General features: G+C 44.3%; 28 protein-coding genes. 19 read left to right on the plus strand and 9 right to left on the minus strand.

From position 1 onward, the window contains the following. Window positions 1-5: 5 nt before the first annotated feature. The 3 genes from ACFQ2J_RS15045 (at window position 6) to ACFQ2J_RS15055 (ending at window position 1,613) form a co-directional block, all read left to right on the plus strand. Complete coding sequence (locus ACFQ2J_RS15045; protein WP_386062243.1) at window positions 6-242, plus strand: YuzB family protein; 237 nt, start codon at window positions 6-8, stop codon at window positions 240-242. Window positions 243-331: 89 nt separating this feature from the next. Then, window positions 332-1,195: a diaminopimelate epimerase gene (dapF, locus tag ACFQ2J_RS15050; protein WP_386062246.1), complete on the plus strand. Its 864-nt coding sequence runs from the start codon at window positions 332-334 to the stop codon at window positions 1,193-1,195. Between the two features lie 55 nt (window positions 1,196-1,250). Then, a complete protein-coding gene (locus ACFQ2J_RS15055; protein WP_386062249.1) occupies window positions 1,251-1,613 on the plus strand; it encodes a HesB/IscA family protein in 363 nt (120 codons plus the stop codon). A 358-nt stretch (window positions 1,614-1,971) separates the two neighbouring features. On the opposite strand, the gene ACFQ2J_RS15060 is transcribed toward ACFQ2J_RS15055, so the two are convergent. Beyond that, window positions 1,972-2,961: an NAD(P)/FAD-dependent oxidoreductase gene (locus tag ACFQ2J_RS15060; RefSeq protein ID WP_386062252.1), complete on the minus strand. Its 990-nt coding sequence runs from the start codon at window positions 2,959-2,961 to the stop codon at window positions 1,972-1,974. 328 nt (window positions 2,962-3,289) lie between these two features. Between ACFQ2J_RS15060 and ACFQ2J_RS15065 the strand changes: the two genes are divergently transcribed. From ACFQ2J_RS15065 to ACFQ2J_RS15075, 3 genes are all read left to right on the plus strand, one after another. Then, on the plus strand, window positions 3,290-4,507 hold the full coding sequence (locus ACFQ2J_RS15065; protein ID WP_386062255.1) for an NAD(P)/FAD-dependent oxidoreductase: 1,218 nt from the start codon (window positions 3,290-3,292) through the stop codon (window positions 4,505-4,507). 213 nt (window positions 4,508-4,720) lie between these two features. Beyond that, window positions 4,721-5,038, plus strand: a complete 318-nt coding sequence (locus ACFQ2J_RS15070; protein ID WP_386062258.1) for a YuiB family protein — start codon at window positions 4,721-4,723, stop codon at window positions 5,036-5,038. A gap of 132 nt (window positions 5,039-5,170) precedes the next feature. Further along, entirely contained in the window at window positions 5,171-5,854 is a 684-nt protein-coding gene (locus ACFQ2J_RS15075; protein ID WP_386062261.1) for a 3D domain-containing protein, read from the plus strand. Window positions 5,855-5,899: 45 nt separating this feature from the next. Here the strand turns inward: ACFQ2J_RS15075 and ACFQ2J_RS15080 are convergent, their stop codons facing one another. Further along, entirely contained in the window at window positions 5,900-6,376 is a 477-nt protein-coding gene (locus ACFQ2J_RS15080; protein WP_386062264.1) for a divergent PAP2 family protein, read from the minus strand. A 92-nt stretch (window positions 6,377-6,468) separates the two neighbouring features. Here ACFQ2J_RS15080 and ACFQ2J_RS15085 point away from each other — a divergent pair, with 92 nt between their 5' ends. Continuing rightward, a complete protein-coding gene (locus ACFQ2J_RS15085) occupies window positions 6,469-6,834 on the plus strand; it encodes a DUF309 domain-containing protein (protein WP_386062267.1) in 366 nt (121 codons plus the stop codon). 32 nt (window positions 6,835-6,866) lie between these two features. Continuing rightward, complete coding sequence (locus ACFQ2J_RS15090) at window positions 6,867-8,393, plus strand: leucyl aminopeptidase (protein WP_386062269.1); 1,527 nt, start codon at window positions 6,867-6,869, stop codon at window positions 8,391-8,393. A gap of 7 nt (window positions 8,394-8,400) precedes the next feature. Here ACFQ2J_RS15090 and deoD read toward each other — a convergent pair whose 3' ends face one another. Beyond that, complete coding sequence (gene deoD, locus ACFQ2J_RS15095) at window positions 8,401-9,111, minus strand: purine-nucleoside phosphorylase (RefSeq protein WP_386062272.1); 711 nt, start codon at window positions 9,109-9,111, stop codon at window positions 8,401-8,403. Window positions 9,112-9,289: 178 nt separating this feature from the next. Between deoD and ACFQ2J_RS15100 the strand changes: the two genes are divergently transcribed. From ACFQ2J_RS15100 to ACFQ2J_RS15110, 3 genes are all read left to right on the plus strand, one after another. Beyond that, a complete protein-coding gene (locus tag ACFQ2J_RS15100; protein WP_386062275.1) occupies window positions 9,290-9,553 on the plus strand; it encodes a phosphocarrier protein HPr in 264 nt (87 codons plus the stop codon). A 102-nt stretch (window positions 9,554-9,655) separates the two neighbouring features. Next, on the plus strand, window positions 9,656-10,144 hold the full coding sequence (locus ACFQ2J_RS15105) for a cation:proton antiporter regulatory subunit (RefSeq protein WP_386062278.1): 489 nt from the start codon (window positions 9,656-9,658) through the stop codon (window positions 10,142-10,144). Between the two features lie 4 nt (window positions 10,145-10,148). Then, the gene (locus ACFQ2J_RS15110) at window positions 10,149-11,327 is read left to right on the plus strand and encodes a cation:proton antiporter (protein ID WP_386062281.1); all 1,179 of its coding nucleotides are present in this window, start codon (window positions 10,149-10,151) and stop codon (window positions 11,325-11,327) included. A 40-nt stretch (window positions 11,328-11,367) separates the two neighbouring features. On the opposite strand, the gene ACFQ2J_RS15115 is transcribed toward ACFQ2J_RS15110, so the two are convergent. Further along, window positions 11,368-11,754, minus strand: a complete 387-nt coding sequence (locus tag ACFQ2J_RS15115; RefSeq protein ID WP_386062284.1) for a kinase-associated lipoprotein B — start codon at window positions 11,752-11,754, stop codon at window positions 11,368-11,370. An 87-nt stretch (window positions 11,755-11,841) separates the two neighbouring features. Here ACFQ2J_RS15115 and ACFQ2J_RS15120 point away from each other — a divergent pair, with 87 nt between their 5' ends. Beyond that, window positions 11,842-12,081 carry a hypothetical protein gene (locus tag ACFQ2J_RS15120; protein WP_386062287.1) on the plus strand — a complete coding sequence of 80 codons (240 nt, stop codon included), beginning with the start codon at window positions 11,842-11,844 and terminating at the stop codon, window positions 12,079-12,081. Between the two features lie 42 nt (window positions 12,082-12,123). After that, a complete protein-coding gene (locus ACFQ2J_RS15125; RefSeq protein WP_386062290.1) occupies window positions 12,124-12,735 on the plus strand; it encodes a superoxide dismutase family protein in 612 nt (203 codons plus the stop codon). Between the two features lie 31 nt (window positions 12,736-12,766). Here the strand turns inward: ACFQ2J_RS15125 and ACFQ2J_RS15130 are convergent, their stop codons facing one another. Beyond that, the gene (locus ACFQ2J_RS15130) at window positions 12,767-13,939 is read right to left on the minus strand and encodes a MalY/PatB family protein (RefSeq protein ID WP_386062293.1); all 1,173 of its coding nucleotides are present in this window, start codon (window positions 13,937-13,939) and stop codon (window positions 12,767-12,769) included. 447 nt (window positions 13,940-14,386) lie between these two features. Here ACFQ2J_RS15130 and ACFQ2J_RS15135 point away from each other — a divergent pair, with 447 nt between their 5' ends. The 3 genes from ACFQ2J_RS15135 (at window position 14,387) to yugI (ending at window position 17,106) form a co-directional block, all read left to right on the plus strand. Then, on the plus strand, window positions 14,387-14,944 hold the full coding sequence (locus tag ACFQ2J_RS15135; protein ID WP_386062296.1) for an RNA polymerase sigma factor: 558 nt from the start codon (window positions 14,387-14,389) through the stop codon (window positions 14,942-14,944). Then, complete coding sequence (locus ACFQ2J_RS15140) at window positions 14,937-16,616, plus strand: hypothetical protein (protein ID WP_386062298.1); 1,680 nt, start codon at window positions 14,937-14,939, stop codon at window positions 16,614-16,616. The genes ACFQ2J_RS15135 and ACFQ2J_RS15140 overlap by 8 nt, the downstream gene beginning before the upstream one ends. Window positions 16,617-16,707: 91 nt before the next feature. Beyond that, complete coding sequence (gene yugI, locus ACFQ2J_RS15145; protein WP_386062301.1) at window positions 16,708-17,106, plus strand: S1 domain-containing post-transcriptional regulator GSP13; 399 nt, start codon at window positions 16,708-16,710, stop codon at window positions 17,104-17,106. A gap of 124 nt (window positions 17,107-17,230) precedes the next feature. On the opposite strand, the gene ACFQ2J_RS15150 is transcribed toward yugI, so the two are convergent. Beyond that, the gene (locus tag ACFQ2J_RS15150; RefSeq protein ID WP_386062303.1) at window positions 17,231-17,464 is read right to left on the minus strand and encodes a DUF378 domain-containing protein; all 234 of its coding nucleotides are present in this window, start codon (window positions 17,462-17,464) and stop codon (window positions 17,231-17,233) included. 146 nt (window positions 17,465-17,610) lie between these two features. Between ACFQ2J_RS15150 and ACFQ2J_RS15155 the strand changes: the two genes are divergently transcribed. The 3 genes from ACFQ2J_RS15155 (at window position 17,611) to ACFQ2J_RS15165 (ending at window position 21,001) form a co-directional block, all read left to right on the plus strand. Further along, complete coding sequence (locus tag ACFQ2J_RS15155) at window positions 17,611-18,777, plus strand: iron-containing alcohol dehydrogenase (protein ID WP_386062306.1); 1,167 nt, start codon at window positions 17,611-17,613, stop codon at window positions 18,775-18,777. 300 nt (window positions 18,778-19,077) lie between these two features. Beyond that, window positions 19,078-20,427, plus strand: a complete 1,350-nt coding sequence (locus tag ACFQ2J_RS15160; protein ID WP_386062309.1) for a glucose-6-phosphate isomerase — start codon at window positions 19,078-19,080, stop codon at window positions 20,425-20,427. A 169-nt stretch (window positions 20,428-20,596) separates the two neighbouring features. Beyond that, entirely contained in the window at window positions 20,597-21,001 is a 405-nt protein-coding gene (locus tag ACFQ2J_RS15165; RefSeq protein WP_386062312.1) for a YugN-like family protein, read from the plus strand. Here ACFQ2J_RS15165 and ACFQ2J_RS15170 read toward each other — a convergent pair. The 3 genes from ACFQ2J_RS15170 to ACFQ2J_RS15180 all read right to left on the minus strand — a co-directional run bounded on the left by ACFQ2J_RS15170 (window position 20,990) and on the right by ACFQ2J_RS15180 (window position 23,167). After that, complete coding sequence (locus tag ACFQ2J_RS15170) at window positions 20,990-21,988, minus strand: potassium channel family protein (RefSeq protein ID WP_386062314.1); 999 nt, start codon at window positions 21,986-21,988, stop codon at window positions 20,990-20,992. The two genes, ACFQ2J_RS15165 and ACFQ2J_RS15170, sit on opposite strands and share 12 nt — an antisense overlap. 82 nt (window positions 21,989-22,070) lie before the next feature. After that, window positions 22,071-22,631 carry a thioredoxin family protein gene (locus tag ACFQ2J_RS15175; RefSeq protein ID WP_386062317.1) on the minus strand — a complete coding sequence of 187 codons (561 nt, stop codon included), beginning with the start codon at window positions 22,629-22,631 and terminating at the stop codon, window positions 22,071-22,073. 104 nt (window positions 22,632-22,735) lie between these two features. Further along, complete coding sequence (locus ACFQ2J_RS15180) at window positions 22,736-23,167, minus strand: DUF4395 domain-containing protein (RefSeq protein WP_386062319.1); 432 nt, start codon at window positions 23,165-23,167, stop codon at window positions 22,736-22,738. Window positions 23,168-23,287 lie beyond the last annotated feature (120 nt).

The raw sequence follows: 23,287 nt of genomic DNA on the forward strand, positions 1-23,287 counted from the left end.
AAAAGATGAATCCGATTATCGAATTTTGCGTGAACAATTTAGCAAGTGGAGCAGAAAAAGCGAAAGAGGAGCTGGAGAAAGATCCGGACCTTGATGTAATAGAGTATGGATGTTTAAGTCATTGTGGGATTTGTGCCCAAGGATTGTTTGCTTTAGTTAATGGAGAGCGGGTCATGGCTGACAGTGCTGAAGAGCTAGTGGAAAATATTTATCAGCACCTGGAAGAGAATCCCCTATTCTGATCGACACGCTTTTGGATATAGAGCAAAAATGGTGAAGTCGTGCAAGCTGGCACGGCTTCTTTTTATAAAGGATGAAGAGAGGAATCCAAATGAAGATACCTTTTGTGAAAATGCACGGACTCGGAAATAATTACGTATTTGTTGATACATTTGACCATCCATTGGAAGAACGACAGTTACCTGAGATTGCCAGAAATGTGGCAGATGTGCATACAGGCATCGGATCGGATGGATTGATACTGATTACTCCAAGTGATAAAGCGCCGGTTGGCATGCGCATATTCAATAATGATGGTTCTGAAGGGAAAAACTGTGGGAACGGTCTGCGCTGTGTGGCGAAATACGCTTATGAAAAAGGTATCGTTTCCATCGAACAGTTTCAAATCGAAGCGAAATCCGGTGTTGTAGATGCTACCGTGAGGCTTGAGGATGGAAAAGTTGACCAAGTGACTATTGATATGGGTACACCATGGTTGAAGCGATCCGAGATACCGATGGTTGGAGCAGAAGTAGATCAGGTAGTTGGGGAAGCCTTTGATGTGAGCCATCACCCTCTCGAGGTGACTGCGCTTTCGATGGGAAATCCACATGCGATCTTTTTTGTGGATGATATTGCACAAGCGCCATTGAAAACGCTGGGACCGGTAATTACAAATGATCCCAGATTCCCGGATGGGGTGAATGTGGAGTTTGTTGAAGTAGTTTCTCCAACAGAACTTCACTTCAGGGTCTGGGAGCGAGGATCAGGAATTACCCAAGCCTGCGGAACAGGTGCGTGTGCAGCAGGAGTAGCCAGTGTGCTGAACGGTTATGCTAAAAAAGATTCTGATATTGTCGTTCACTTGAGCGGTGGCGATCTTATAATTAAATGGGATCTTCACGACCGTGTATGGATGACAGGACCTGCGGAAGTGATTGCAGAAGGTGTGTATCACTTCGAACGCAACGTTTGATTGAACTGCAGATCCTTAGTATACTGACGATAACAGATAGAAAGGGGAGACACGGATGATTCTCAATATAACGGATCAAGCCAGTCTGCAAATCCAGGAGATGATGAAAGAGGAAGAATCAGATCGTATTCGTCTTCGTTTCGGTGTTAAAGGCGGAGGATGCAGCGGACTATCCTACGCAATGGGGTTTGATGAAGAAGTCAATGAAGAATTGGATAAAGTATTCGAATCAAATGGAATTCCAGTCGTGATGAGCAGTCAGGACATTGCGATCGTAGAAGGAACGAAGATCGACTTCAAGCAGAATATGATGGGTGGAGGATTTACAATCGATAATCCGAATGCCATTGTTTCCTGTGGGTGTGGCTCTTCCTTCAAGACAGCGACGAACGCTGGAACACCAGATGAAAATTGTTGATAGATCACCAAAAACCTTCTCAACTTGAGAAGGTTTTTTATATGCTGTATGTATTTTTATATAATAGCGATGATTTCGATATGGTCAAATGTAATAAGAGGCGGTGGGGAAGGAGTCGCTTTCCTGCGGGGAACTGGCAAGCCTCCTCAGGCTACGCCTTCCGGGGTCTCGCCTAGCTCCTTCTCCCGCGGGAGTCTCCCCCTTTCCCACCGCATCTTGCCACATATATTTATCGAAATCGATAAATAAAGATTGCCACTAATTAAGCTTTAATGGAATCTTTTGTACAGAACATTTACGTAATACAATAACCAATTACACAAAAAAACAGCCACCGAAAATCGATGGCTGTCATTATTTACCCTCCAAACAAGCTTGTGGAGTGTTTCGGTTGTACACGTGCATCTGGATCGATATAAGCCTTAGCATTGTTTACTGCTGTCGGCCCTTCGCCGAAGCCGGAAGCAATCAGCTTGACCTTACCAGGATATGTACAAATATCCCCTGCAGCATAGATGCCAGGAATGTTCGTTTCCATTTTGGAATTGACGACAATGCTGTTCTTTTCAATCTCAAGGTCCCACTCTTTGATCGGTCCGAGAGATGAAATGAATCCGTAGTTGATGATGACGTCATCGACATCGATCGTTTTGATATCATCGCCTTTTGTCTCTTTCAAGACGACTTGATCGATGCAATCTTTTCCGATCATTTCTTCCGGATTATATGGAGTCATCACGTTTACGGATGAATTTTTCAATAATTCCACACTATGTTCGTGGGCGCGGAATTTGTCTCTGCGGTGAACAAGCGTGACCTCTTTGGCAATCGGCTCAAGCATTAATGCCCAATCGACTGCGGAGTCACCACCGCCACATAACAGGACACGTTTGCCAGCGAACTGGTTCATATCTTCCACGTGGTAGTGAAGGTTGATTCCTTCATAATCGCCACATCCAGGAAGGTTCAGCTTCCGTGGCTGGAATGCACCGTTTCCTGCCGTGATGATAATTGCTTTTGTATAGTGTTCTCCTTTGGTCGTGGTCATTTTGAAAGTGTTGTCTTCCAAACGCTCAATCTTCTCGACAGCTTGCTCCAAAGAGATTGTAGGATTGAAGGCAAGTGCCTGCTCCTTCAAATTATCGACAAGATCCTGTGCTTTGACCTTAGGGAAACCTGCAACGTCGTAAATATATTTTTCAGGGTACAGCGCAGACAGCTGGCCACCCAATTGAGGCAGACTTTCAATGATGTTGACACTGGCTTGTCTCATTCCGCCATAGAATGCAGTGAATAGACCGACCGGTCCTCCACCGATGACTGTTATATCGTGTACTTCTTTGCTCATATCTTCTCCCCCTATTCCAACTAAAATGGCAATCCATAACTAGTTTATCATAAATGAATTCCGTCTGTGGAGTATAAGCAGTCAAGACTTTTTAATTTATTTAAAAATTATCAAGATTCAATTTACTTATTTAAGGGTTGAAAATTGTATGGAAAAAGCCTAAGATGGTTACTAGAAAAAGTTATTACGATTTTGTGACATTTTTGCATGCGGTTCGACAGGCTTTTTTTATGGATTCGTGTGTGAAAGAAGTCACAAAGGATTAATCCTCGGTTAATAGGGGAAGTTCTAAGCATAGGATAACTATAACTAATTGGAAGTGATCATGATGAAAAAACCGAACATTGTCATCCTTGGAGCTGGGTACGGCGGAATGATGACAGCAGTGAATCTGCAAAAGAGCCTTGGCGTAAATGAAGCACATGTAACATTGGTGAATAAGCACAGTTACCATTATCAGACAACATGGTTACATGAAAATGCAGCAGGTACGCTTCACCACGATCGCACGCGCATCAAGATCAACGAAGTGTTGAACTCCGGTAAAGTCAACTTCGTGCAGGATACAGTAGTTTCCATTCACCCGGAAGAGAAGAAAGTGAAAATGGCAAACGGAGACATCGAGTACGATTACCTGGTCATCGGACTTGGTTTCGAAGCGGAAACATTTGGAATTTCCGGTTTGAAAGAGCATGCATTCACAATCAGCAGCATCAATAGTGCCCGTTTGATTCGTCAGCATATCGAATATAACTTTGCTAAATACAACAATGAAAGAGAAAAGAATCAAGAGCGTCTGAACATTGTTGTAGGTGGAGCTGGTTTCACTGGTATCGAATTTGTAGGTGAACTGGCGAACCGTGTTCCTGAGTTATGTAAAGAATATGATATTCCTCGTGAACAAGTACGCATCATCAACGTAGAAGCTGCTCCGACTGCACTTCCAGGTTTCGATCCTGCACTGGTTGAATATGCGATGAACTCGCTTGAAGCGAAAGGCGTAGAATTCAAAATAGGTGCAATGATCAAGGAAGTCACTCCGAACAGCCTTGTCTTTGAAAAGGATGAGCAGCGTGAAGAGATTCCAACGAACACTGTCGTTTGGGCTGCAGGAGTACGCGGTAATTCTATCGTTGAAGCTTCTGGTTTTGAAACGATGCGTGGACGTGTCAAAGTTCGTGAAGACATGCGTACGAACGAATATGACGATGTGTTCATCGTTGGGGACAGCGCATTGATCATCAATGAAGAAACAGACCGTCCTTACCCGCCGACAGCACAGATTGCAATTCAGCAGGCTGAAAATGTCGCGCACAACCTGAAGACACTTGTACGTGGAGGAAAGGACCTTGAAGGGTTCACACCTAAGATCCAGGGTACGGTTGCATCACTTGGTCACGACGATGCTATTGGTGTCGTTGGAAGCAAGAAACTGTTCGGATGGTCCGCATCTGTCATGAAGAAAGTCATCGATAACCGCTACCTGTTGAAGCTTGGTGGTTTCGGACTGCTAATGAAAAAAGGAAAGTTCAACATTTTCCATTGATCCATTGAAGCAAAGGCGCCGAGCCTTTGCTTTTATTTTTGGGACAGTCCTCTATCGCGTTAAAGCGCTGAGGGACTGTCCCCACTTGCTTGTCCCCACTTGCTTTAACGCGGTGGAGTGGGGGTGCTTGCGCTTTGTGCTCATCCATAATAGAATGAGGTTTGGAAATCTTTTTTAGCTAGTTTGGTTACATAGATTAGAGGGGGAACACCTTTGGATATTGTGCAGTTAGTCATCGGGATGATTTTGTTTTTCGTACTCTTTTTTGGAATCGCATTCCTGCTTAATATGCTATTACGTTCAACGTGGTTCATGGCATTCGTCTATCCGGTCGTCGTATTATTGATCGTCGACGATTTTCCGTTCAGCCATTATTTTACACAGCCTGGAACATCATTCCCTGCCGTGTTTGAAATGATATTGAATTTGAAGCTTGTAGATATTCTGATTCTTTCCAGTGGATTTGCAGGTACGATCGTATCTGGAATCGTCATCCGCCTGTTGCGGAAAAGCGGATATCAGATGTTTTGATTTATCATTCATAATTGTTGAAATCATAGGGATGGATCCTCGTTTTTCTCATCAGCGGGACCTTCTCCTATGATTTTTTTGTATAAAATCAGATTAATATGGAAACCATGAACACCGAGAGAGGTGTTTATGATGAATATGAAAAAATGGGTATGGCGGATTGGATTCAATCTGTGTTTTGTGGGGGCATTGTACTTGGCAGCGGCAAACATATCGCATGTGTCAGCAATGGAATTGAAGCGTATGTTTATGGATGATGACCATTCGGAATCGAAAGTAAGTAATTTACTAGATTACAGGAATACAGCATTAGTTGGGAAATCTTTGTTATCCCGTGAATCAGCTCAACGTTACATCAGCAGTTCCACCATTGATGCACCTGCAACAATTGAAGAAGCGATGAACCTGGGAGAATATCCGACAGTGACAGTAGAAGCGACAGGTTACACGGCTGGAGTGGAGTCCACGGGAAAATCTCCAGGACATCCCCAGTATGGGATTACATTTTCTGGTCTGAAAGTGAAGCGTGACCTATATTCGACGATTGCAGCAGACTTGACTGTGCATCCGATCGGCACGATTCTATATATCCCGGATTACGGATTTGGTGTCGTAGCCGATAAGGGATCCGCCATTCAAGGCAATAAAATCGACTTGTACTATGACACGGTAGATGATGTTTATGAACAATGGGGGAAGAAGACACTGGAAGTTTTCCTCATCAAAAAAGGTGATGGAACATTGACACAGGAAGAACTGGATGGCCTGAACAGTAATGAAGCCCTGCAGGTTTTCAGGAATAAAATAGCACAATAAGAAAAGAGGATGTCAACGCGACATCCTCTTTTCTCATTCGTGGAATCAGAACCACCAATAATATAGTCCTATACTCAGCAGAATACCTGTCAACCCTCCGAAAAACACTTCGATGGGCTGATGTCCCAACAGTTCCTTCAGTTCCTGACGCTTCTCGAACTGCTGTTTCTTATTCCAGCCTTTGGCTTCATTTACGAAACGGTGGAAGTCATTGATGAGCATATTCAATACAATAGCCTGTTCACCTGTCTGTCTTCGTACTCCAGTCGAGTCGAACATGACGATGATACTGAACACACAGGCTACGCCGAATATGGTCGAGTCGAAGCCTTCTTCAAGCCCTACGGCTGTTGCCAATGCTGTTACTGCTGCCGAGTGGCTGCTTGGCATTCCGCCTGTACTGAACGCAAGCCCAGGTCGGAAATCGCGTGTAGCAATCATTCGAATCGGTACTTTTACTGCTTGTGCAAAAAATATTGCGATCAGTGATGCGAGCAGTGGAAAATTGTAGAGTAGATCCATCCAGTCCAGTCATCCTTTCACTATGATTCCCTCTTTATTATAGGTTTCCTTTGTTATGATGGATATAAACGCATCCGTTCAGGAGGTTGCTGATGTCTTTTGAATACCCGCTGAATTATTACCAATTCTTTGTCTCTTTCAACATGGGAGATTACTACGAATGCCATGATTTATTAGAAGAAGTATGGCTTGAAGACAGAAGCAATCACTTTATCAAAGGGCTGCTTCAGTTAAGTGTGGCCCATTACCATTACAGCTATGGTAACATAAAAGGTGCCAGGTCAATGTTCGAATCCGCAGACACTTACCTTTCGAAATATTCAGGAAAACACTGGGGAATCTCCATCATTGGAGTGCGGGATCATATCCATGATTGTCTGAATATTATACCACAAACCCGACCCGCTGGAGAATTGCCTGAACTCCCTGTTTTGTATTTGAACATCGAAGAGGAGTGAGTGGATGTTGGAATTATGTTGGAGGTGGAACGATGTTTTTATTCAGAAAAACTTTATTTGCAGAAGAAGACGCGTTAGTTGTCGGTCTTTTTCAGGAAAACGGTCAAGAGCAATCGATTTACCAGCAAATCAATCAGAAACTCGATGGAAGCTTAGATGACTACATAAAAGACGGTGATCTGTCCCATGGATTCAAGCAGATTTCGAAGGTGTACACACTTGGCAGAGCAGAAGTCAAACGAATCTATTTTGTCGGATTAGGAAAAAGGGACAAGCTTACTTCAGTGAAAATGAAGCAGGCATTTGGGAAGCTCTTCAAGCAATTGCAAAAAGATGGCCTCACACAGGCTTCAGTGGCAATAGAGAGCTTTCGTACCGCTGAGATCCATGATGGCGAACTTGCAGAGGTGATTTCGGAAGCGATGATTACAGCCTCCTACCAGTTTGCGGATTACAAGACGAGACCTGCCACTCCTGCAAAAGTAGTGGATACGCTCACCCTTGTAACCGATTCTGATCAGGAAGAACTGAATGCTTCTCTGAAAAAAGGTTATTCTTTTGGCATTGGAGTGAACACCGCAAGACACCTTGTACAATTGCCTGCTAATCTGCTCACATCGACAGACATGGCTGAATTTGCGCTTTCACTGGCGAAAGAACATGGTTTTGAGGCGCACATCCTCGATAAAGCGGAAATGGAACAATTGGGAATGGGAGCCCTGCTGGCAGTCAATCAAGGATCACATGAACCTCCTAAGATGATTGTTCTTAAATATCAGGGACTGGACGAATGGAAGGATGCAGTCGGACTTGTCGGTAAAGGGATCACTTATGATACAGGTGGCTATTCGATCAAGTCCAAGGCAGGAATGCCGGGTATGAAAGGCGATATGGGTGGTGCCGCAGCAGTGCTCGGTGCAATGGATACAATCGGAAGGTTGAAGCCGAAGAAAAATGTTTTGGCAGTCATTCCATCGTCGGACAATATGATTTCAGGAGCGGCATTTAAGCCTGACGACGTAATTACCTCTCTAAGTGGTAAGACCATCGAAGTGTTGAATACCGATGCGGAAGGAAGGCTGGCACTTGCAGATGGAATCACTTATGCAAAAATGAACCAGGCTACTACATTGATTGATGTTGCGACATTGACGGGCGGGGTAGTGACGGCGCTTGGGTCCTGGATGACTGGCGCTATGACGAATGATGAATCGCTGCTTTCTGCTGTCATTGAAAATGGTAAACGGGTAGGGGAACCGATTTGGCAATTGCCTTATAACGAAGACTATCAGGCTCAGGTTCGAGCAAGTGAGATGGCTGATCTGAACAACTCCCCGACAAGGAAAGCACACCCGATCATGGGTGGAGCATTTGTCGGAGAATTCGCAGAGGATACTCCATGGGTGCATTTGGACATTGCAGGGACCTCTGTGTCTGAAAAAGCACATGACCTCGGACCAAAAGGACCGACTGGGGTTATGAGCCGTACGTTGGCCTCCTTTATTTTAAACAGCAACTCAAAAAAGGACGAGCGGAATCGCTCGTCCTTTTTTCATTAGTAAAAGATTATTTCTGAATCGCTGCATCCAGGGCAATGACGATCATGTCATTGAACGTATTCTGACGCTCTTCAGAAGTCGTTTCTTCACCAGTCAGGATGTGATCGCTGACAGTCAGTACAGAAAGTGCCTGACGGTCATATTTGGCAGCCAGTGTGTAAAGTGCCGTCGTTTCCATTTCAACAGCAAGCACGTTATACTTTGCCAGCTTATTGAACAGATCCATTGCATTGTCACGATAGAAGCTGTCACTTGTGAATACATTTCCTACGCGAAGCTTCAACCCTTTCTCTGTTCCTGCATCATATGCTTTTTTCAACAGATCGAAGTCTGCAGTCGGCGCATAATCGATGCCACCGAACTCCATCCGGTTCATCTGTGAATCTGTAGAAGAAGTCGATGCAAGAATGACGTCACGCACCTTTACATCCTTTTGTAAAGCACCACAAGATCCAACACGGATCAGCTTCTGTACACCGTAGCTTTCCATCAGCTCATTGACATAGATGGAAATGGACGGTACTCCCATTCCCGTACCTTGGACAGAAATGCGTTCGCCTTTATATGTTCCTGTATATCCATACATTCCTCGAACTTCGTTATAACATGTTGCATCCTCCAGGAAATTTTCGGCAATGTACTTTGCACGTAACGGATCTCCTGGTAGTAAAATCGTTTCTGCGATATCTCCTTGTTTAGCACCAATATGTACACTCATTGGCTGTTACCTCCTCAAAAATTATCCTGTCGCGTAAACTTAAATTATCACAACCCCGATAAGAACTCAAATAGTATAGTAGGTACTGGCTGGTTAGGTTATGATTGATATTTGTAGTATTCGAATGTTTTTTCATGTAATATACATGTAGAATTATATGAAGAAGGGAAATGGACAAATGGTGAAAGAAACATTTACGATTACGAATGATACCGGAATTCATGCAAGACCAGCGACGTTGCTTGTGAATAAAGCAGGTCAATATTCTTCCGAGGTTGAACTCGAGTACAAAGGGAAGAAGGTCAATTTGAAATCCATCATGGGCGTCATGTCCCTAGGTGTACCTCAGGGTGAAGAAGTGACCATCATCGTTGAAGGAAATGACGAGTCAGACGCAATAGAAGGAATCAAGGCAGTCATGAACGAACACTTAAGTAAATGATTGTATAAACTAATGTAAATAAAAGCTGGAGAAGGTTCAGGCTCTGGCTTTTTTTCATAGGGGAGCATGTCCCCGGATAAAAAAGTAGAAAGGAGTCATTCCATGAATATTTCCATTTCGCAACTACCAGGAATCGGGCAGAAGATTTCTTTGAGAACCGCAGAGGACAGCATGCTTGTATTGATTGTCCATCATACGGGAAAACGTGAGCTGTACTTCTTCGAACATCATGATAGTGAAGAAGCTGATTTCGCGATGGATCTTACTTCAGATGAAACGAGGGAATTAGGTGCTCAATTGCTTGGCGCTACTTATCAGCCGGTCGATGCAGATAAGCTGAAAGTATTCAAGAATCAGATTGTAATCGACTGGGTGGAATTGAAAGCTCAATCCCCACTTGTCAATTTGACCATTGAAGAGTCTGAAATCAGGAACCGAACAGGTGCAACCGTCATCGGTATCATCCAAGGTGACGAGACCATAGCGATACCAGAAGCGGATACCAAGCTGAAGTCCGGTAATGTACTGATGATCATCGGAAAGCAGGACCAGTTGGATACGTTAACGGATCTATGTAAAGGAGAGGGATGATATCGTGCATGGAGAATTTCCTTCATTGCTCGGAGCGGGTATTGTCCTTCTCTTCATCTTTTACCTTGGCTATCTCAGTCTGAAAATCAAGTTTCCGAATGTTATCTTATATATTCTGCTTGGAATTGTTCTAGCGGATGTATTGACTGACAATGAGCTGCTCTATTTTGCGAGTGAAATCGGAATCGTATTATTGTTTTTCCTGCTTGGCCTGGAATTCAATGTCAAGCGGCTTGGAGGAATCGCCAAAAAGATCTGGCCATCCGGACTGCTGGATGTCGGACTGAGTCTTGGTGTTTCGATGTTGATGGCAATGGCCTTCGGGATGAGTCTGTTCGACTCGTTTCTAATCGGGGGGATTGCTTATGCAACCAGCTCCTCAATCACAGCAAAATTGCTTGATGATCGCGGCAGGATGGCGAATACGGAAACGGAATTCATGCTCGCGATCCTCATTTTTGAAGACCTGGTAGCTCCCATCGTCGTTGCAATCCTTATCGGAGTCAGTTCAGGTGAAACCTTCACAACTGCATCCTTCCTGATTCTGATTGGTAAGATTGTCGGTCTGACAGCTGGAGCGATCTTATTAGGCAAAACGGTGTTCAAACGTTTCGAAAAATTCCTTGCTAGAATCGAGGATGAAGATTTCAAGATTGCGTTACTAGTGGGAATCGCCTTATCTTATGGCGGTCTTGCATTATACTTAGGACTGTCAGAAGTGCTTGGAGCCTTCCTGGCAGGGATGATGCTCGCTGAGATTGGTAAAATCGAGCGGGTGGAACATACAGTATTACCGATCAGGGATTTGATGCTGCCTACCTTTTTCGTTTATTTCGGTACGACCATCAAATTCGGTGACGGGGTGCCGATGGGACTGTTCCTCGTGCTGCTGATTATCTGGTCCATTATTGCCAAGGTGCTGCTCGGGATACTTGGTGGTCCGATTTACGGCTTGTCAAAACGAGCATCACTAAGAGCGGGCCTGTCGATGTGTGCAAGAGGAGAGTTCTCTGTCGTCATCGCCAGTGTGGCAGTCGGCAGTATCAAGATATTCAGCGGAATCTATATCGTAGTTGCTGCATTCATCGGAATGCTGCTGTTTGAGAAAGCACCGGCCATCACTACGAAGATTTATGGAAAACCCGAACGGAAAAAGAAAAACTTGAAAGTTCCAGGATCATAAGCAAAAGCGGATGCATTGGTGAGCATCCGCTTTTTTGAATTTATTTATTAGGGAAATACTGTGCTTCCAGTGATTCCAGTTGATCCAGTGCCTGATCATTGAATTCGGAATCGCGCCGCTTTAGTTTTTCTTTAAGCTTATCGATGGAAGCCTGTAATGAGTCTTCATACGCTGGTACTTCTCCATCGAAGGCTTTGACCGCCTGCTTGGAAACGTTCGCCTTTTCTCGATGGCTGAGTGCTTTACGCTGATGGAAGAAGACCCCCTCGGTTTTTCCCGGATTATGCAGATCTCCTTGCATCGGATGCTTTTCGACCGCATGCACTTCGACCAGGTAGTTCGGGTCGCGGTCCTCTATGACTTTCGCTATGTAGCTGCCTGATTTGTAATGAGCGATGACGTGGTCACCGATTTGAATGTTGGACATAGCTGAACCTCCTTTTGCTACCATTGTAACAAAACTGTCGAAGGATTCTGCATCAACAGATTTTTAGGTGAGCGGGATTCTGTTATAATGGGCATGTATGAAAAGAAGGAAGTGATGCCATTTATGATGGAATTTCTGTATTTTCCGGAGGATAAGACGGAATATATCCCTGCAGTATTATCGTTGATCCTGTTTGTAGCACTTGCAGCAATAGCGATGTACTTTTTTGTGAAAGTATCCAAAAAGCAGGAAAAACAGGCGGATGAACAAGTCAGGAAAATCAAGGAACAACAGAATAAAGAACAGTCCAACGTGCCAGGGGAATGACCCTGGCATTTTTTTACTTTACTAATATAAAAAGGGAGATTTTTGGATAAGCTAGGGGGAAACGGAGAAAGGACGAATGTCATGCACCCTAGACTATTGATGATTTGCGGCTTATTCCTGCTTCTGGCTGCATGTCAGAATGAAAGCCGTTCCTTTATTGAGGTAGGAATGTATAATCCCGACGGGGACATGATCGGGACTGCAAAGCTTACCGAAAAGCCGGAAGGTGTTCAAGTGAAGCTTAGTGTCGAAGGATTGGAACCTGGTCCACACGGAATCCACATCCACGAGTACCCGAAATGTGAAGGACCTGACTTTACAAGTGCAGGGAACCATTTTAATCCGACTGGAAAAATGCATGGGTTGATGAATGCAGAGGGAGCTCATATTGGTGATATGCCGAACGTAGAACCTGGTGAAACAGGTCTCGCTGAAGCCGAACTGATGGTGGCAGAAGCGACTTTGAAAGATGGTAAGAATTCACTTGTGAAGGGGGAAGGAACATCGATCGTCATCCATGCTGGACCTGATGATGGGATGTCACAGCCTTCCGGGGATTCAGGAGAGAGGATTGCCTGTGGTGTGATCCAATTGAACAAAGATGGAGAACTGCCTACTGACCCGACGGAACAAAACAAAAAGAAAGAAAAATAAACAAGAGCAGCCATATGGCTGCTCTTGTTCATTATAGACGTTTGAACGCTTGTACGATGCGTTCTACACCATCTTCTAATGTCTTGCGGGGACAGGCAAGATTCATGCGAAGAAAGCCTTCTCCGCCTTCTCCGAACCATTTGCCGTCATTCAACCCGACACGTGCTTCTGTCTCCATGTAATCCTTCAGCTTTTGATGGCTGAGGCCTGTACCGCTGAAATCGATCCACATCAAGTAGGTACCTTCCTGCCGAATCACCGTGACACCTTCCAGTTCTTTATGGAAACGTTCCGTCACATAGTCTCTATGGCTCTCAAGAGTTTCGTTGAGCTCTTCCAGCCACGCCTCACCATGCTGATAAGCAGCTTCCAACGCTGTCAAACCGAAGATGTTGAGCATTCCCATACCATTGTTCTTGAACTGCTCATCAAGCTGCTTTTTCTTTTCAGCATCAGCGGTGACGATATAGGAAGCCTGCAGACCTGCCAAATTAAATGTTTTCGTCGGAGATAGGCATGTAATTGTCTGTTTGTTGATGCGATCGGATAACGTAGCGATCGGTACGTGCTTATGGCCAGGCAGGATGATATCAGCATGGATCTCATCTGAAAAGATGACTACATCATGCTTGAGACAAATATCTGCCATCCGCTGCAATTCTTCTTCTGTCCACACTCTTCCTACCGGATTATGCGGATTACATAGAATGAATGCTTTCACATCGTTGGATACGATTTTCTCCTCAAAATCTTCAAAGTCGATTTCATAGCTTGTATCATTCCGCTTCAATTCGTTTGTGACCAGTTTACGGTTGTGGCGCTTGATCACATCGAAAAATGGCGCATAAACGGGTGTCTGGATGAGTACGCCATCGTTTTCCTCAGTAAATGCCTGGATCATCATGTACAGGCTTGGCACGACCCCCGGACTATAGGAAATCCATTCTGTGTCGATGTCCCAGCCATGTCTTCGATTCAGCCAGTTCTGAATCGTAGTATGGACTTCATCATCCGGCAGGGTGTAACCGAAAATTCCATGCTGCGCTCGTTCAGAGATGGCATCGAGCACAGGCTGTGGCGATTTGAAATCCATATCCGCCACCCACATCGGAAGGATATCCTCCCCTGTGAACAACAATTTGCTTCGATCCCACTTGACGGAGCGTGTTCCTGTACGGTCCGTCACTTCTTCAAAACGACTCATCGAATCACTCCTGACAATAATTTCACTTTACAAGTATCATATCGAAAGCATTTCAAAATGAGAAATAAGCTGTTTGTAGATTGCTGATTCTGATTAAAGTTTGGCGTTTTCTGATTGATTGGGCTGCTTTTCTAATTAAAATCTCTCGATTACTGCTTAAATATAAGGATATTCAAATCAAATCTACTTATTTTCCACATAAAAAAAGCAAAGCGGACGTTCGCTTTGCTTAACAGGGGGAATACGAGAAAGTCTTACGATACTACATATTGCCACTTTGGATATAAAATAAACCACTTTTTTTAGAAAAAAATTCTTTTTGTCAAAAAAGATGATAAAACACGGGAAGTGGGATTGTTAGAAAATGTTTTTTTCTTTATTCTGAAACAAAACAGTAAAACAGTGCGTTACATATGCAGAACCGGTTCAAGTACAGGAGGGCAAGGGATGGATGAGGTGAATATGATCAAGCGAGTCAAGGATGGCGACCATGAAGCGTTCCGTTTTCTAATGCAGCGATATAAATCGACAGTAGAAAAGTTCGCTTTCCAATTTGGTCTGCTTCCGGATGAAGTACAGGATGTCACACAGGAAGTTTTTCTGAAAGTATATAATAATATCTCCAAATATGAAGGTGGGAAGTTTTCGACGTGGATCTATCAAATCTGTCTGAACGTAACGCGGGATTATTTCCGAAAACAGCAGCGTGAACGTCGAAAATGGAAAAAAGCTCAACGTGATGCCGAAGTCACCTTTCGGGAAGAGACTGCAAAATACTTTTCCAGCGAAGAAAAAGCAGAGATGCATGGGTTCATAAGAGGACTGAATGAAAAATATCGTACGCCGATCATACTGTATTACTTTCACGAGATGAGCTATGAAGAGATTGCGGAGGCGACAAAAGTAAGCTTGTCCGCAGTGAAATCAAGGATTCATCGAGCAAAGGCGAAATTGAAAACAGCTTATGAAAATTCTCCAGTAGAGGAGGTACGAAATCATGGCTGAGAAGAAATTCGAAGAACTGATGAAATCGATGAAATGCGATTATGACAATGTGTCAATCGAGACCGATGAAGATAAAATTATGGATCGTCTCCCATCGAAAAGAAAACGGCCAACATGGATTAGAGCCCTATCTTATGGGAGTGCACTTGCAGCGGCGGCAGCTTTGTTTATCATTCTTTCACTTGGATATATAAATGAGGATGCCAGTAAACAGGGTGATGAAGTGCAAAATCAAGAAGTTCCAGGAAGTCTGATTGAGACCTTTGATAAGAATAAGGAGCGTTTCGAGAAGTCTTTAGGTGTTGGCGATGCCTCTGAGTTTGAAGAGGTGAAGCAGGCGAAGCGGATAGTAGAAGTGAATAAGGGTGAAGAGGACCCGGAGAAAATAGAAGACGCTCAGCTTGCGATCATCGAATGGTTCCAGACGCCTGAAATGGAACTGAAGATTGCAGTGGATAACGCAGATGGGCGGTCAGATACCTCATTTGCATTCAGTCTGAGGGATGTCACTAGCAAGCTGGAAATTTTCAAACCTTCGATGCAAGCTTATTGGGAGCGGGTAGTAAGCAGTGAGGGAGGGCTTAGTCAGCAGGAGAGCGAAACCATCATTGAAGCTTTAAATAATGGTGAAGACTACAGGCCTTCAAAGGAAATCAACCATGCATTGAATGTTCTGGAAAAGCAAGGGTACACACTAGTTCCGAGCCTTGGAAAGGATATTAAGCTCTTGGTGATGATCAACCACGACTGGATATTGGAGAAGCTTGATGACTCGTTGATTACTGAAGAACTCAAATCTTATTACGATATTCAAGATGAACTTGAGGTACTATATGCCTCACAGGATGCTGATGAATCTCATTCATGGATGGATAGTCAGTTCGTGCTTCTTCAAATTGAAGAGCACTTGGAGAAATACAACAAGGATGACCCCTATCATCAGCAAGCGATTCTGACGGGTGAAGCTGGAAGGGTGCTTAGTATCTTTGTAAGTGCTGGTGTGAATGTGGGAGAAGAAATTCCTGCAGAAGCGGAAGGGGTTTTCGAGGACTTTCTGGATGAAAATCAGACGTCTAAATTCTACGGACTGGTCAATACAGCGTTACAGACGTATGAAGAAAATGACTGGCGAAGAGAAGGTTTTGAAATTTACGGTCAACTTATTGATATGATGTACCGTGATTATGATCCTGAAAACCAGCCACAGTTCCCGTACGATAGAATCCGTGATAATATAGCGTTGATTCCTCAGGGGGAGTTGCAAGACGTTTATGAGAACTATAGCCAGTCACAAAACGACCTTCTTCTGGAAGGATTGTCAGCATACGACGTTATGCGCCTTTACATGATGGCATCCGACGAAGATGATTTTGAAACGGTATATGCGCTGACGATGAAACAGGACAATTATGGATACCCTGAAGACAAAGAGCAATGGCGTGAAGAGTTCCTTGGCTTTGACAATGCGCATAAATATTTAAATTTGGAGCACGACACTGGTTATGTGCTCGAATATATAGATGAAGGGCCGGAAGATGTAGAGCCGAATAATCCGGAAAAAAGATTTACTTTCCTCAATGAGAACGGAGAAGTGGTGACAGGTGGCCTTGCTTTCCGCATGGTCCAGCGCGAAGATGGGGTGTGGAAAGTTCCCCATATGTCCATGCAGTAACCTTAAATATCTTTGCTATAATACAACTTTTATGGTAGAATCAATAATTGCGTAAAAAGTTACGAATAATATAAATCAGGAGTTGTATAGCATGGCAGAGAAGTTCGAAGTAGGTCAAGTTCTAGAAGGTAAAGTTACTGGTATTCAACCATACGGTGCATTCGTTGCCCTTGATGATCAAGTCCAAGGCTTGGTTCATATTTCAGAAGTCACTCACGGATTCGTTAAAGATATCAATGAGCACCTTTCTGAAGGAGATGAAGTTAAGGTCAAGATCCTTAACATCGACGAGAAAAGCAACAAGTATTCCCTTTCTATCCGTGCGACTCAGGAAGCACCGAAGAAAGAAGCTCGCCGTCCACGCAAGCCACAAGCTCAAAAGCAGCAGGTTCAGCAAGATAACAGTGCTGGCTTCAACACTTTGAAAGATAAGCTTGAAGAGTGGATCGAGCAGTCTGAAGACCGCGCGAGCACTTACCGTAACAACTAATTTGATCCTAAAGAAAAGCCCGAGCCTGCATAGGCCCGGGCTTTTCTGTGTTCTATAGAGGGACAGCACTCCATCGCGTTAAAGCGGTGGGGGACTGTCCCTCATTGCTTTACAGCGGTGAAGCTTATGTGGTTGGTTCTGTGCGGTCAGCGTATTCTCTATCTGGTTTGAATAGCAGGGAAATGGCAATGACTCCACTGATTCCAACCAGTGTATAGATGATTCGTGCGAATGCGCCGCTTTGCTCTCCGCCGCCGAATAGTCCTGCGACTAGATCGTACTGGAATAGTCCGATCAAGCCCCAGTTCACAGCGCCGATGATGACTAGTGTCAAAGCAATCCGTTGAATCAGGTTCATGTGTGATTACCTCCATTAATAGTAAGATGATGTTCGCGTTTAGCATCACACATTTTCCAAATAATATACATGAAGCTGATGTTTTGAGTGAGCAGCTGATTTCATCCATAATAAGTGATGTATTGCATCGAAAGGAGAGACGACGAATGGACACATTTACTTTTCAAAATCCGACTAAACTTATTTTTGGAAAAGATACATTGACGAAACTTCCAGAAGAAATCCCGGCGGGTACGAAGCGTGCCTTGATGGTGTATGGAGGCGGAAGTATTAAGAAGAACGGCATTTATGACCGTGTACTGGCTCAGTTCGAGAAAGCCGGTGTAGAAGTCTTTGAACTTGGTGGTGTCGAACCGAACCCTAAACTTTCCACAGTGAAAGAAGGAGCGAAAATATGCAAAGAAGAACAGGTCGACTTCATCTTAGCGGTTGGTGGCGGAAGCGTCATCGATGCCACAAAAACAATTGCAGCAGCAGCGAAGTATGACGGAGATCCCTGGGACCTGGTAACGAAGAAAGCTACACCGGATGGAGTACTTCCATTTGGAACTGTATTGACATTGGCTGCTACAGGTTCAGAAATGAACGCAGGTGCGGTCATCACGAATTGGGAGACGAATGAGAAGTATGGCTGGGGCTATTCACCATACACTTATCCTGCATTTTCCATCCTGGATCCTGCACACACGGTGTCAGTGCCAAGAGATCAGACGGTGTACGGCATCGTAGACATGATGACGCATTTGATGGAACAGTATTTCCATAATCCTACGAATTCGCCTGTCCAGGATGAAATGATTGAAGGTGTGTTGCGCAGCGTCATTGAAACGGCTCCGAAACTGCTGGATGACCTAGCATCCTTTGAACATCGTGAAACAATCCTGTATGCAGGAACAATTGCGTTGAATGGGATGCTGCAAATGGGCTATCGTGGAGACTGGGCTTCCCACAATATCGAGCATGCGGTATCAGCAGTTTATGATATCCCACACGCAGGAGGTCTTGCTATTCTGTTCCCTAACTGGATGAAGTACAATGTCGAGCAAGATGCAGCGAGATTCAAGCGCTTCGCTGTAAAGGTGTTCGGTGTGGATGCAGCTGGTAAATCAGATGAGGAAGTCGCCCAGGAAGGGATCGCTGCCCTTCGCAGCTTCTGGTCTTCAATAGGAGCGCCGGAACGACTGAATGACTACAACATTGGATTGGATAAATTTGATGTGATCGTCGACCGTGCGATGCGCCGTGGTAAATTCGGTAATTTCCGCCAGCTTGACTCCATTGATGTTGAAAAAATCCTGCACATGTCTAAATGATTGGATGACCGCCCTGGATTCTGGGGTGGTCTTTTTGTGTGTTCGCTCATAAAATCTGATTTTCGCTTATAAATCTCAGTTATCGCTCATAAATTCGAAATTCCGCTCACAAACGTACGAAAATCGCCCATAAATCCAGAATTCCGCTCACAAATCCCACGCACCCCGTAATAACCCCCATAACAATCGAATTTCAGATGTATCCGTTTACATTCATCCGCTTGCTTGATTTGTCCGTCCGGTTTCGATAAAGTGAAAATGGCTTATAGAAAAATTAAGTACGGAAGTGGAGGAAATACGATGACACATATTCGCTTTGACTATAAAAAGGCGCTGCCGTTTTTCGGCGAGCATGAACTTACTTACATGGAAGATGCAGTGCAGCTTGCTCACGAAGCATTGCGCCAGAAAACTGGACCAGGGAATGACTTCCTAGGCTGGCTAGACCTTCCTGAGAATTACGATAAAGAGGAATTCTCACGGATCAAACAATCTGCTGAAAAAATCAAAAATGATTCTGATGTTCTGCTAGTAGTCGGTATCGGCGGTTCTTATCTTGGAGCGCGTGCTGCACTAGAGATGCTGAACCATAGCTTCTACAATGAGCTTTCCAAGGAGCAGCGCAAGACACCACAAGTGTTCTTCGTAGGAAACAGTATCAGTGCTCCTTATTTGAATGATCTGTTCGACGTACTGAAAGATAAAGACGTCTCCATCAACGTCATTTCAAAGAGTGGTACGACAACGGAGCCTGCGATTGCGTTCCGCATTTTCCGTAAATTCCTTGAAGAAAAATACGGAGTGGAAGAGGCGCGTAAACGTATTTACGCGACGACGGATAAAGCGAAGGGTGCACTGAAAACACTGGCAGATGAAGAAGGGTACGAAAGCTTTGTTGTACCAGACGATGTAGGGGGCCGTTTTTCTGTACTGACAGCTGTCGGACTGCTGCCAATCGCAGCTAGCGGCATCGATATCGATCAGATGATGGCTGGTGCGAAAGATGCAAGCCACGAGTTAAGTGCAGAAAAATTGGAAGAAAACCCGGCGTACCAATACGCTGCTGTGAGAAACGTCCTCTACAACAAAGGGAAATCAATTGAAATGCTTGTGAACTATGAACCTGCATTGCAATACTTCTCAGAGTGGTGGAAGCAATTGTTCGGTGAAAGTGAAGGGAAAGACCAAAAAGGAATCTTCCCTGCGTCTGCAAACTTCTCCACAGACCTCCATTCAATGGGGCAGTATGTACAGGATGGTCGTCGCGATTTGTTCGAAACTGTACTTAAAGTGAATGAACCTAAATCGGATGTGACGATTGAAGAGGATGCACAGAACCTTGATGGCTTGAACTACCTCGCTGGAAAGACTGTCGACGAAGTGAATGAAAAAGCATATGAAGGAACGTTGCTTGCGCATACAGATGGCCAAGTTCCTAACTTGATCATCGAAGTGCCGAAGCTTGACGCTTATACATTCGGCCAGCTTGTGTATTTCTTCGAAAAAGCTTGTGCCATCAGTGGGTACATCCTTGGAGTCAATCCATTCGATCAGCCTGGTGTGGAAGCGTACAAGAAAAATATGTTCGCTCTGCTTGGTAAACCAGGATTTGAAGACTTGAAAGAAGAACTTGAAAAACGCTTGAAATAATTAAAAAATGAGGGTGTCCGTTGCGGGCACCCTCATTTTTTATACTTTAAGAAAGTCTAATTTTATTAAAGGAGGATTTCGCCATATTTGCATGGCGACAAGCCAAGTTTTTCTAATGAATTCATATTTCCATCGAGAACGGTAAAACTAACGAAAAAGGAGTGTTCGAATGATACCTATCTCTTCGAAAGTCACTGGTGAAGTATTTTCACTGCACGACCTTGAATCAAAACTTAGCCCTTTAGGTTATGTGATAGGCGGCAACTGGGATTACGACCATGGAAGTTTCGACTACAAAATTGATGATGATGTCGGTTATCAATTTTTACGCGTGCCATTTGATGTGGAGCATGGTTCCCTTGACGCGCCAACATCAACCGTAAAAATAGGCGAGCCATTTCTCCTGTCACACAAATACCAGCGTGGTCTTGATGACAATGTACATGTGGGAAATATCAAAGCCTCTTTCGATCAGTTTTCTGAGCCACAGGATCCGGATGCTTCCGTCGACGAGAAGTATATCGCAGTCGGTCAGGAGCTTGTCCGGGAACTGGAAGCTACGCTATTGGCTTAAAGGAGTCAACACGACAAGCCGATCTGATTTCTCGATGATTGCATCACTGTATAAATTCAATTTCAACTGTTCATCTCTGATGATTCCTACCAATGTTTCTTTGTCAGAGGCGTAATGGATCAACGCCTCTTTGAACTGCTTTCCAACCAACGTATCTGGAGGATCAAGTTCATGGAATTGCTGTTCAGTCATGATTTCCAACAGCAGCTCGAATGGCTTGACTGGATCATTCCGATGTAATTCATGATAAAACAATGCGCTCATGAAATCATTGGAACGGATCACTGTTGTGGCACCTGCCCTCCGCGCATTAACAGAATGTTTTTCCGTCAGAATTTCCGCAATGATCTTCAATTCAGGGTTAAGGCCTTTCATTGCAACAATCGCCAGTATAACCACCTGATCGGCTTGTTCCTCTCTCATTGAAGGATCGGCGGTGATTAGTATTTCTTTGGCATAGGAAATATTCGCTTTATGGAGCGTCTCATCATCACTAACATCCCCACGGATGAAGTGAACGGGGTATTGATTGTAGGGAAGTTCCCTCATGGTCCGATCAATTAATACGATATCTTCAGGGTCATTATGCTGCTGCATGATCTCAATCAATTGCCGTGTCCGTTCATTCCATCCGACCAGAATAATGTGGCCTTTTCCTTTGAAGGCAACTTTTCCGGTGGATAAATCTTTCTCGTGCTTGATTGTTCCTGCAGACAGCGTAGCCATATAAAAGGTTACCAGTCCCCCACCAGCCAGAATGAGCAAGATGCCTATGATGCGTCCCGCATTGCTCAATGGAACGTAATCACCGTAACCCACGGTGGACCCTGTCACGAACGCCCACCAAATCCCGTCGAAAATAGTGGGGAAATGCTGAGGTTCGATAAAATGGATGAGTGCACCGAAAAAAACCATGAATACAATCACGGTCAGGAACAGTCGCAGGAATATGGGAAGCCGGAAGTAAAATCTTGTCCAACTGTACATGATTAGGAAGGACTCCTTTTTAAGATACAGTATGGACGAATTCAAATGGAAATATAAGAAAACCGGCCGCAGAGGGCCGGTTTTATGCAATAGACTTCAAACGCGAGCGGATGCATGAATAGACTTCATCCCAAAAATCGCGATTCTCACGGAATGCTCTTGTCAGGAACGTGAACATTTCCTGTTGTTTTTCTTTGAAATCATTTGCTTCCTTAGGGGGAAGCGCGGCATTCGATTCGTTGATGAAACGCTGGATTGTTTTAGCGCGTGGACCCCAAACTGCAACTTCCCTGCCGTTTTTATCTATGAAAATGAAAATCGGGATCGATCGGCTCTTTCCATTAGTGAGATACTGATCCATCAGTTCCAGATTCTGATCCCTGTAAAGGAAATGGACATCCATATTCGTTGCTTCAGCAATCCTCAATAAAATCGGGATATTCAGCATGGCGTCCCCGCACCAGCTTTCTGTCAGTACTAGGACTCTCAGTTCTTTCGAGCGTAATTTCTCGAACAACTCATAATCCTTTTCTTCCAGTTGAAAATTCTCATATATATGAATGAGGTTTTCCCGGTGAACCTCCATAACGTCCACATATTCCTGTGCAGTAATGCCTTTGTTGTACCATTCTTCCAGTTTCATGGAACTCCTCCTCCTAAAATAAGCCTCCCTTGGTGCATACCCGAAAAGTCCCTGTTTCAAGCTCATCAAAAAGAAAAGCTCCATCAAATGAGGGAGCTTTGTGACTATCGTCCACTATGCAATTTGCGATATCGATATTGCTGCCATTGAAAACGGATGAAGCATCCGACGCAGAACCCCATGATAGCAATAGAAGCAGCCAGGAAGACCATAGCAGTGAAGAGATGACCGATGATCATCCATCCGCCGGTATAAGCCATGTATGCCATCGTCAGACAGAAGACAGCGATGATTTGATTGAATTGCTGCTGCTGCTTATCTTCTGGAATATAGGATGGAAGCGGCTTTTTCAGGAACTTTTTTCCTATATACAAAACCGGGTGGAGATCGAAGAGTAAGCCTGATATTCCAGCCAGTAAAGGAACAAGTAAAAAGTAATGCCAGGATGTCAGCCAGGTCAGCAAGACAGCAGTTACGATCGTCCATTGATTCAGCCTGACAAGTGGGCGCGGGATCGTTTGACTCCTACTGTTCATCGTTAAAACCAACCTTTCTTATCGGTTATTATGTAATTATATTATATACCCTGATGGGAACTTTGTGAAGGATAACGCTTACCAACGGGGAGCGTGTTTTGATATGATGGTTGCAGAGGA

The sequence above is a fragment of the Thalassobacillus hwangdonensis genome (assembly GCF_042675915.1).
GTDB lineage: Bacteria > Bacillota > Bacilli > Bacillales > Halobacillaceae > Thalassobacillus_A > Thalassobacillus_A hwangdonensis.